Origin of the sequence: Saccharopolyspora sp., assembly GCF_017434145.1 — a bacterium.
Taxonomy (GTDB): Bacteria; Actinomycetota; Actinomycetes; order Mycobacteriales; family Pseudonocardiaceae; genus Saccharopolyspora_C; species Saccharopolyspora_C galaxeae.
Window position 1 is genome coordinate 1 of the sequence record NZ_JAFRFW010000629.1, and the last position, 8555, is coordinate 8555.

Sequence of the window (8555 nt, forward strand, 5' to 3'; positions counted from 1 at the left end):
AGCGCGCTGGTCGGCTCGTCGAACAGCAGCACCTTCGGTTCCATCGCCAGCGCTCGCGCGATCGCGACCCGCTGCTGCTGGCCGCCGGAGAGCCGGCTCGGGTGGAAATCCGCCCGGTCGGCCATCCCGACGCGCTGCAGCGCGGCCAGCGCTCGCCCGTGTGCATCCTTTTTGGACAGACGGCGGACGCCGATGAGGGCTTCTGCCACGTTCTGCATCGCGGTCATGTGGCCGAACAGGTGGAAGCCTTGGAAGACCATGCCGATTTCCGCGCGCCTGCGGGCGATCAGGCGTTCCGGCAGCTCGCGCAACCTGCCGCCGGACTCGCGGTAGCCCACCAGCGAGCCGTCCACCTCGACGCGCCCCGCGTCCACCGTCTCCAGGTGGTTCACGCACCGCAGCAACGTGCTCTTGCCGGAACCCGACGGGCCGATCAGGCAGTTGACCTCGCCCTCGGCCACCGCCAGGTCCACCCCGCGCAGCACTTCGGTGGTACCGAAGCTCTTGCGGACCCCGCGCAAGCTGACCATCGGAGGAGTCATCGGACGATCCCTCCCGCAAGCGCCGCGCGCAACCGCTGCCACGGCGTCGGAACCCGTTGCGCGCCACGGGAAAAGTACCGCTCCACGTAGTACTGCACGATCGTCAGCAGCGTCGTGAGGATCAAGTACCAGACCGTCGCCACCAGCAGCAGCGGAATCACCTGGTACGTGCGGTTGTAGACGAGCTGCACCGAATGCAGCAGGTCGTGCACCGCGATGACGCTGACGATCGAGGTGCCCTTCAGCGTGCCGATCAGCATGTTGGCCGCGGGCGGCACGATCGCGCGCATCGCCTGCGGCAGCACGATCCGGCGCAACACCCGCCATCGCGTCATGCCCAGCGCCTGCGCGGACTCCAGCTGGCCGCCGTCGACCGAAAGGATGCCGCCGCGCACCACTTCGGCGGCGTACGCGGCTTCGTGCAGCACCAGGCCGATCACCGCCGTGACGGTGCCGGTGAGCAGATCCACCGTCTGCACCGAGAACGAGCCGAAGCCCAGCACCGGGTACAGCGCGCCGATGTTGAACCAGAACAACAACTGCACCAGCACCGGAATGGACCGGAACAACCACACGTATCCCCAGCTCAACCCGGAAAGCACCGGGTTGCCGGAAAGCCGCAGCACGGCGAGCAGGGTGCCGAGCGCGAAACCGAGCAGCACGGTCGCCGCGGTCAGCCAGATCGTCAGCCACAACCCGCGCAACACCGCCGCGGTGCCGAAGTAGGCACCCACCACGTTCCACTGGAAGTTCTCGTTCGTGGCCACCGAGAACACCGCGGCGCAGACCGCCGCGAGCACCAGGACAGCTGCGATCCAGCGCAGCGGGTGGCGCGCCGGGACGACCTCCGGCGCTGTCTCCGGAACCCGCGCGAGCGCGGGCGCCACCTGCGGATGCGTCATGTTCTCCTGCCCGAGTCGGGGAATGGGGCCGGAACCGAACTTCTTGTGCGGCTGCGCGCGCGGTCAAGAACTCCCACCAGGTGGCCGCCGTTGACACCGCACGGATCCGCGGCGAAGCCTCGGTGCCGTGCATCCCCGCCCGCGCAGGCGCGTCCATATCGATCTGGGAGTCGTGTGGTCCGCGTCTTGTCGCCGCCGTCGAACCACGGCACCGGCCGCTCCCGGTGCCGCCGACCGACGCCGGGCGCGGGAAGGAGAACCATGCGCGCCGCCACGAAATCCCTGTGCGCGCTGCTGATCGGAGTGCTGCTCGCTTCGTGCGGAACGGCTCCGTCCACTGTGGCGCCTGGGCTGGACGTGCAAGCCGACGTCGTCTCCGGCGTGCAACGCGACGAGACCGCCGCCGCACTGCTGCCGGAGCCGGTCCGGCGCGCGGGCACGCTGCGCATCGGCCGCTCCATCAGCGGTTCGCCGCCTGCCTCGTTCTACCTGGACGACAACAGCACCGCGGTCGGCTTGGACATCGACATCACCGCGGCCGCCGCACGCACGCTCGGCCTGCGGGTGGCCGCCCAGGACGCCGCCTTCGAAGCGATCCTGCCCGCGCTGCGCAGCGGGAAGTTCGACGCCGGAACGGGCAACTTCGGCGTCACCGAGCAGCGCAAGCGCACGATCGACTTCGCGACCTACATCCGCGACGGGCAGGGCTTCGCGGTGCGCCGCGGCGCCGAGCCCCCGCCGATCACCGACGTGACCGCGCTGTGCGGCCGAACCGTCGGAACCGCCCAGGGAACCACCTTCGAGGCGACGCTGAACGCGCAACGCCACCGGTGCACCGGCATCGGCCGGCCCGCCTACCAGGTGCAGGTGTACTCGGAGTCCAGCGCGATGTACTCCGCGCTGACCCAGGGCCGCGTCGACGCGGTCATGAGCACCACGAACGGCCTGCGCTACGCCGCGGCGCAACAGCCCGCGATCAGGTTCTCCAACGAATTCCGCAGGCTCGACGTCGGTTTCGCGCTGCCCGCCGGTTCCCCGCTCGCGCCCGCGCTGCAAGCCGCGGTGCACAAGCTGATCAAAACCGGGGAATACCAACGGATCTTGCGCAAGTGGGGCGTGCAACCCTCGGCCATCGGCGAATCCCAGATCAGTCCGCCGGAGATCCGCTGAGCGCGCCCGGGAATCCGCTGCGCACTACCTGATCAGGTGGTGATCTCCGGTGTCCACCGCGCGCGGTGTCCAATTCGGACCTACTCTCCACCGCGAGTCGACCCTCGCCTGTGGAGAGGAGTGTCCAACGTGGAGGACTCCGCACAAGCCGTCGTCCCGCTCCGTCCCGGATTCGACATCCAGGTCCGGGGTTTCAACCGCCGCCAGGTGATCGAGCACATCGAGCTCCTGGAAGACCAGCTCCGGCTGGTCAGCATCGACCGCAACGAAGCGGTGGCGCTGAACTCCGACCTGCGCCGCCTCTGCGACGACGCGCGGCACGAGCTCGCCGAGACCCAGCAACGACTGCAGCGCATCGAAGCTTCCGACACCGGACTGCCGCACGCCTCCCAGCGGGTGCAGAACATGCTCACGCTGGCCGAGGAAGAAGTGCAGACGCTGCGCGAACAGGCGCAGCGCCAAGCACGGACCGTGCGCGGCAGCGCGGAGTACGAGGCGCACCAGCTGATCAGCCAAGCCGAGCAGGCCGCCGAGTCCATGCGAGCGGAATGCACGAGGCTGGTCGACGAGATGGACGAGCGGCAGAAGCAGATCCGCCAAGAGCACGAGCAGAAGATCGCCGACATCCGGGAACGGGAGCGCCGGATGCGCCACGCCATCCGGGACGAGTACAAAGCCACCATCGAAGCCGCGCAGGAAGAGGCCGACGAGCTGCTCGCCAGCACCCGGTGGGAATGCGGCAAGCGCGACGCCGAGAGCGAGCACCTGCGGCTGCAGGTCCTGCAGGACCTGCACACCAAGCAGACCAGGATGGAAGAGCTGCGCAGCGCGATCCTGTCCTCGCTGGAGAACGTCGGCAGGCTGGTCGGCGCCTCCACCAACGAGATCGGCGAGCAGCAGATCGACGACGTCATCGACGCGGAGCTCGTCGCCGAGCCGCACCAGGTGTGGCTGCCCGAGCCGCGCGACGACACGCAGAGCTACCTGGTCCCGCTGGACGCCCTGACCGACCAGGACTTCGGCGGAACCGGCGGCGGCGATGTCCCGGCCGCGGCAAGCAGCGAACCCGACGGCGCCGTTCCCCGCTACTGATCGGAGCACCTCGTGAACACCATCATGATTTTCGCCGCCGGCTTCCTGCTGGCATCGTTGATCTTCTGGCCGATGCTGGCGCGGGCCCGGCGCACGGACGCGGACTCGGCCCCCACCGGCAAGCACGCCATGCGTCCGGCGCCCCGGGAGCAGGCACATTCCGCGCAGGCCGGAGAGGCCGCGGGCGGCGACGGCAAGCCGGCGGCCGAGTCCGGCGAGACCGCGCCGGCCCGCGAGGAGACCGCCGAGAACACCTCCGAAGCGGCCGAAGCCGCACCGCACCGACCCGAAACCGAGCAGCCGCAACCGGACCAGCAGCCGCAACGGGAATCGGGCGAGCCGGTCCGCTCCGCCGAAGTGATCCGGATCCGGCCCAGCGACCAGGAGATCGGGGTCTCGGTCGGGACGCTGCCGACCTCCCTGTTCGAGGAACACCACGCGGCGAAGTTCCGCCGCACCCAGGACCGCATCGAACGCCTCCGCAGCCAGTTGCACGAGCGCAACTGATCAGCGGCCCCCGGCGGCGGCAACGGCTCACCGAGTCGTTGCCGCCGCTTTTTGCGTCGGGCGGCGGCCACGCACGCGGTCGGCTTCGCCACGCAATACGGCTGAAGGACTCCGCACGCCCTGCCGCGTTCCTCCGCACGGCCCCGGGAGATGCCTCCGGACCGGGGGTCGGGCACGGTGTTGCTAGGTTCGGCGCCTGCCGCGCGCAGTCGCGACCCCGAACGCTGGAGAGCTTGTGACCAGTCCCGAACAACCGCCCAAGCTGTACCTGGTCGCCACGACCGGGCACCCGAACTACGGTGACGAGCTGATCGCCGCGACCTGGCTGAAGTACCTGGCCGAGGTGGCACCGCACAGCGAAGTGTGGGTGGACTGCCCGAACCCCGGTCCGAGCGAGGTGCTGCTCGGGCACCTGCACCCGCACGCCCGCTTCACCGACACGCTCTGGCGGTTGTCCTGGGAAGCGCCTTCCGACGAGCCGTGGGAGGTCGCTTCGTTCGTGCAGCACGCGATGATCAATCCCGGGCTGGCGCCGCACTGGGTGGCCGGGATCGAACTCGCCGCGAGCGCAGACCTGGTGCACGTCATCGGCGGCGGGTTCATCAACGGCATCTGGCCGCGGCACTTCGGGCTGCTGGCCGGTGCGGTCGCCGCGGTGCGCCGCTCCGGCGGGCGCGCGGTGATGACCGGCCAAGGGCTGTGGCCGGTGCCGGACGAGGCGCGGCCGCTGCTGCGCAACCTGGCATCCCAGTTCGAGCTGATCGACGTGCGCGACGAGCCGTCCGCGGAGCTGCTCAGCTCGGCGGGCCAGCTCACCGCCACCGGCGACGACATGTTCTTCGGCATCGAGCCCGGCCAGTACCGCACCGACGACCTGCGCGAGGTGATGGTCTGCCTGCAGTCGGACCTGCTGGACGTCACCGTGCCAGCGCTGGCCGGGTTCCTGCTGGACACGCTGCGCGCCTGGGACGTGCGACCGGAGCAGGTCGGCATCGTGGAAGGCATCCCGCGGGTGGACCGGGAGGTGTTCGCGCTGGTCGAGCACGACCTGCCGGGGGCGCGGTTCTACGCCTTCTCCGAGATCATGGAGACCGGCTTGCCCGCGGCGGCCGGGCAGCGGTGGTTGTCCAGCCGGTTCCACATGCACCTGATGGCCGCCGCGGCCGGAGCGCACGGCGTGGCGGTGTCGATCAATTCCGGCTACTACACGAACAAGCACCGGTCGCTGATCGAGCGCGGCTCCGGCTGGGGCATCAGCGAAGGGCTCGCGATCCCGCCGCAGCCGACCGAAGGCGGATTCGACGCCGAGACGCTCAAAGCGCTGCAGGACGCCAAGTCCAAGCTCGCCTGGTCGATGTACGGCCACTGAGCTTCCGCCGCTCAGCCGTCGATGCGGAACTCCTGACCGTAGACGCGCCAGCTCAGCGGTGGGTCGAGAGCCAGGTTCCCGGCGTCGAGGAAGACTCGTTGCGCGGTGTCGACCCGGCTGGTGTCGCTGTGCGCGTCCTCTTCCCGCATCGCGGTGACCCGGGCGTCCAGGAAGGCGCTGAGGTAGCCGGTCTCGTCGCCGCCTCGCGCGGGCGGGACCGCCTGCTCCAGCGCCGCCCGGCGGATGCCGCCGAACGACGGCCAGGACTCACCGGGTCCGTGCATCACGATCGCGTCGTAGTAGGCGAACTGCCCGAGCGCACCCAGCCCGTCTTCCTCGGCCCGGCGCACCGCGGGGTCGAAGTACCGGCGGTCCCGTTCGGACTCCTGCGCACGCTGGAAGTCGGGGTCCTCGGCGGCAGTGGCCCAGGCGTCCGGGTAGCCGTCCAGACCCTCGTGCGAATCCGAACCGTTCACCGCGCGTAACGCCTCCAGATAGGGCGCGAGCGCGTTGTCCGGTTCGGCCCCGGTGTAGGACTCGACGAGTTCGAGCATGTCGCCGGTGCCGGAGCAGAAACCGATGATTCCGGCGGTGTAGCCGCGACCGTCGCCGATGTCCTCGATGTAGCCGAACTGCGCGCGCCAATCCAACGAGGAGTTCTCCGCGCTGGACACGAGCTGCATCGCGATGTCCTTCTTGCGCGGATCGGCGAGGTCACCGCCTGCCGCGGTGCCCGGGACCGCGAAGGCGCGCCCGGACCCGAACGCGCCTGCGGCGATCCCGGACACGAGTGCGGTGCGCAGGATTCCGCGGCGGGACACTCGCACCGACGGCGTCGGGGACATCGGGATCCTCCAGGGTTCGCGGCGGCTGGCGCACCAGCACCCTGCTCGTACGCCTGCCGGGCCACCACCGCCGTCGGGCTGAGGTTTTTCCCCGTTGCCAACCGGGTCCGGTCTCGCCGGTGCGTCAGTCGTCGGAATCCTGCGTGGATTGTTCCGAATCGGCCCGTCGGTCCGCGATGTAGAACGGGGCGGCCGCCAGGATCGGCACCATCATCCCCGCCATCATGATCAAAATGGACGAACCTGTGCTCAAGGCCCACCGAATCCCAGACTGCGCGGTGGGAAAAGACATCCCACACCGGAACACGTCCGACCGGACGTGACGTTCGGTAATCGTCGCGAACGGCCGGATACGTTAGCAGCGGGACCACGTGCGTCCGGTCACGGGCACCACCCGAGACCGGAAGATCACGGCAACCAGCGAGCGGTCGGCCACTCCTCCCGGATCCACGCGCTGTTCCAGAACAGCCACTCGTACTCGCTGGCGCGGGTGAACGCTTCGAGCATCCGCTGCCGCGTCGGCTCGTCGGCGGCTTCGGCGACCCGGTCGGTGAGTTCCCGGGCGCCGCGCACCGATTCGGCGAACTCGTCGTCGGCGTAGGTCTCGATCCACCGCCGGTACGGGTGCGCCGCGATGTCGCCCACCGCATCGAGGATCTCGCTGCCCACGTGCTGGTACACCCAGAAGCACGGCAAGATCGCCGCGAGCAGCACCGGGTACGGCTCGGAGAGCGCGTTCGCGCGCAGGAACGAGGTGTAGGCCAGGCAGGACGGCGAGGTCGGCACCCCGGCGATGTCGGCTTCGGTCAGCCCGAACTCCTCGACGTATCCGGCGTGCAGCCGGCGCTCCTCGACCAGCGCCGCCTGCGCGTTGCCAGCCAGGAACGCCGCGTCCTGCGGCCCGTCCGCGCGGGTCGCGGCTGCCGACAGCGCCTGCGCGAAGCCGACCAGGTAGCGGGCGTCCTGCACGATGTAGAACGCGAACCGCTCGCGGTCCAGCGTGCCGTCGGTGAGCGCGGCGTTGAACGGGTGCTCGACGGTGGCCCGCTGCAACTCGGCGGTGTGCTCCCAGGCACCGGCGCAGAAGCCGTCGGCGGGCGGATCGGGCAGCTTGCTCATCGGGCGACTCCTTCGCGAGGCCGGATTTCTCCGCCGTGGCAGGCGGGGTTCAACTCACCACCAGCGGTGGAAGTGGTGCACCGGTCCGTGCCCGCGGCCGACGTCCAGCCGTCCGGCGGCGCGCAGCGACTCGGTCAGGTAGTCCTTGGCCTCCCGCACGGCCTCCTCCCAGCTCGCCCGCTGCGGGCGCAGCGCGGCGATCGCGGCGGCCAGGGTGCAACCGGTGCCGTGGTCGTTGGTCGTTTCGACCCGCTCGCCGCGCAGGTACTGCGCCGCGCCGTCGCCGCGGAGCAGGTCGACGCTGGCGCCCTGGCGCAGATGGGCGCCTTTGAGCAGCACCTGCTTGGCGCCGTGCCCGGCGAGGCGGTCGGCGACGCCCGGCATCCCGGCGGACTCGGCGATCTCCCGCTCGCCCAGCAGGTCCGCGGCCTCCGGCAGGTTCGGGGTGATCAGCTCGACCCGCGGCAGCAGCTCGTCGCGCAGCACCTCGACCGCTTCGGCGGCCAGCAGCCGATCACCGCTCTTGGCCACCATCACCGGGTCCAGCACCACGTTCGGCGGGTTGTAGCGGTCCAGCACCGCCACGACGGCGCGGATCACCTCGGCGTTCGCGAGCATCCCGATCTTCACCGCGTCCACCCGGACGTCGTCGAGCAGCGTGGTGAGCTGGGCGGTGACGAACTCCGGCGGGATCTCGTGCACCTGGGAGACACCGGTGGTGGTCTGCGCGACGAGCGCGGTCATGACCGACATCCCGTAAGCACCGTTGGCGGAGAACGCCTTGAGGTCGGCCTGGACCCCGGCCCCGCCGCTGGGGTCGGTCCCGGCGATGGTCAGCACGTTGGGAATCATCGGTACACCTTTCGCAGGCGGGCCGCGGCCGATGCCGGATCGGCGGCCGCGCAGATCTCGGAGACGACGCACAGCCCGCGCACGCCGGTCGCGGCGATCTCGGCGGCGTTGTCGGCGTGCACGCCGCCGATGGCGACCGCGGGCAGTTCGGTCGCGG

The 8555-nt window shown here is 70.3% G+C and carries 11 protein-coding genes; 4 read left to right on the forward strand and 7 right to left on the reverse strand.

What is annotated here, in order from left to right; translation table 11 throughout:
• Together IJH84_RS17320 and IJH84_RS17325 are read right to left on the reverse strand one after the other, a co-directional pair.
• Nucleotides 1-542: amino acid ABC transporter ATP-binding protein (locus tag IJH84_RS17320; RefSeq protein WP_295146272.1), on the reverse strand; the 542-nt coding region annotated here is incomplete at its 3' end.
• Nucleotides 539-1444, reverse strand: a complete 906-nt coding sequence (locus IJH84_RS17325) for an amino acid ABC transporter permease (protein WP_295146274.1) — start codon at nt 1442-1444, stop codon at nt 539-541. The genes IJH84_RS17325 and IJH84_RS17320, both read right to left, overlap by 4 nt.
• Before the next feature lie 261 nt (nt 1445-1705).
• Here IJH84_RS17325 and IJH84_RS17330 point away from each other — a divergent pair, with 261 nt between their 5' ends.
• The 4 genes from IJH84_RS17330 to IJH84_RS17345 all read left to right on the forward strand — a co-directional run bounded on the left by IJH84_RS17330 (nt 1706) and on the right by IJH84_RS17345 (nt 5582).
• Entirely contained in the window at nt 1706-2614 is a 909-nt protein-coding gene (locus tag IJH84_RS17330; protein WP_200070858.1) for an ABC transporter substrate-binding protein, read from the forward strand.
• Nucleotides 2615-2743: 129 nt separating this feature from the next.
• On the forward strand, nt 2744-3706 hold the full coding sequence (locus IJH84_RS17335) for a hypothetical protein (protein ID WP_200070857.1): 963 nt from the start codon (nt 2744-2746) through the stop codon (nt 3704-3706).
• Nucleotides 3707-3718: 12 nt separating this feature from the next.
• Nucleotides 3719-4213, forward strand: coding sequence for a hypothetical protein (locus IJH84_RS17340; protein WP_200070856.1), 495 nt, complete (start codon nt 3719-3721; stop codon nt 4211-4213).
• Nucleotides 4214-4448: 235 nt separating this feature from the next.
• Nucleotides 4449-5582 carry a polysaccharide pyruvyl transferase family protein gene (locus IJH84_RS17345; RefSeq protein ID WP_295146278.1) on the forward strand — a complete coding sequence of 378 codons (1134 nt, stop codon included), beginning with the start codon at nt 4449-4451 and terminating at the stop codon, nt 5580-5582.
• An 11-nt stretch (nt 5583-5593) separates the two neighbouring features.
• Here the strand turns inward: IJH84_RS17345 and IJH84_RS17350 are convergent, their stop codons facing one another.
• The 5 genes from IJH84_RS17350 to IJH84_RS29325 all read right to left on the reverse strand — a co-directional run bounded on the left by IJH84_RS17350 (nt 5594) and on the right by IJH84_RS29325 (nt 8544).
• Complete coding sequence (locus IJH84_RS17350; protein WP_295146280.1) at nt 5594-6427, reverse strand: chitosanase; 834 nt, start codon at nt 6425-6427, stop codon at nt 5594-5596.
• A gap of 124 nt (nt 6428-6551) precedes the next feature.
• Nucleotides 6552-6680: a hypothetical protein gene (locus IJH84_RS17355; RefSeq protein WP_255520875.1), complete on the reverse strand. Its 129-nt coding sequence runs from the start codon at nt 6678-6680 to the stop codon at nt 6552-6554.
• A 155-nt stretch (nt 6681-6835) separates the two neighbouring features.
• The gene (tenA, locus tag IJH84_RS17360) at nt 6836-7546 is read right to left on the reverse strand and encodes a thiaminase II (RefSeq protein WP_200070853.1); all 711 of its coding nucleotides are present in this window, start codon (nt 7544-7546) and stop codon (nt 6836-6838) included.
• A 54-nt stretch (nt 7547-7600) separates the two neighbouring features.
• Entirely contained in the window at nt 7601-8398 is a 798-nt protein-coding gene (thiD, locus tag IJH84_RS17365) for a bifunctional hydroxymethylpyrimidine kinase/phosphomethylpyrimidine kinase (protein ID WP_295146284.1), read from the reverse strand.
• The gene (locus tag IJH84_RS29325; RefSeq protein ID WP_367269042.1) at nt 8395-8544 is read right to left on the reverse strand and encodes a thiamine phosphate synthase; all 150 of its coding nucleotides are present in this window, start codon (nt 8542-8544) and stop codon (nt 8395-8397) included. Before IJH84_RS29325 ends, thiD begins: the two co-directional genes overlap by 4 nt.
• Nucleotides 8545-8555: the final 11 nt, after the last annotated feature.

Bases quoted from the DNA above. Each gene is read 5' to 3' on its own strand.
- IJH84_RS17350 (WP_295146280.1), bottom strand. From the start codon at position 6,427: ATGTCCCCGACGCCGTCGGTGCGAGTGTCCCGCCGCGGAATCCTGCGC.
- tenA (WP_200070853.1), bottom strand. From the start codon at position 7,546: ATGAGCAAGCTGCCCGATCCGCCCGCCGACGGCTTCTGCGCCGGTGCC.
- IJH84_RS17325 (WP_295146274.1), bottom strand. From the start codon at position 1,444: ATGACGCATCCGCAGGTGGCGCCCGCGCTCGCGCGGGTTCCGGAGACA.
- IJH84_RS17330 (WP_200070858.1), top strand. From the start codon at position 1,706: ATGCGCGCCGCCACGAAATCCCTGTGCGCGCTGCTGATCGGAGTGCTG.
- thiD (WP_295146284.1), bottom strand. From the start codon at position 8,398: ATGATTCCCAACGTGCTGACCATCGCCGGGACCGACCCCAGCGGCGGG.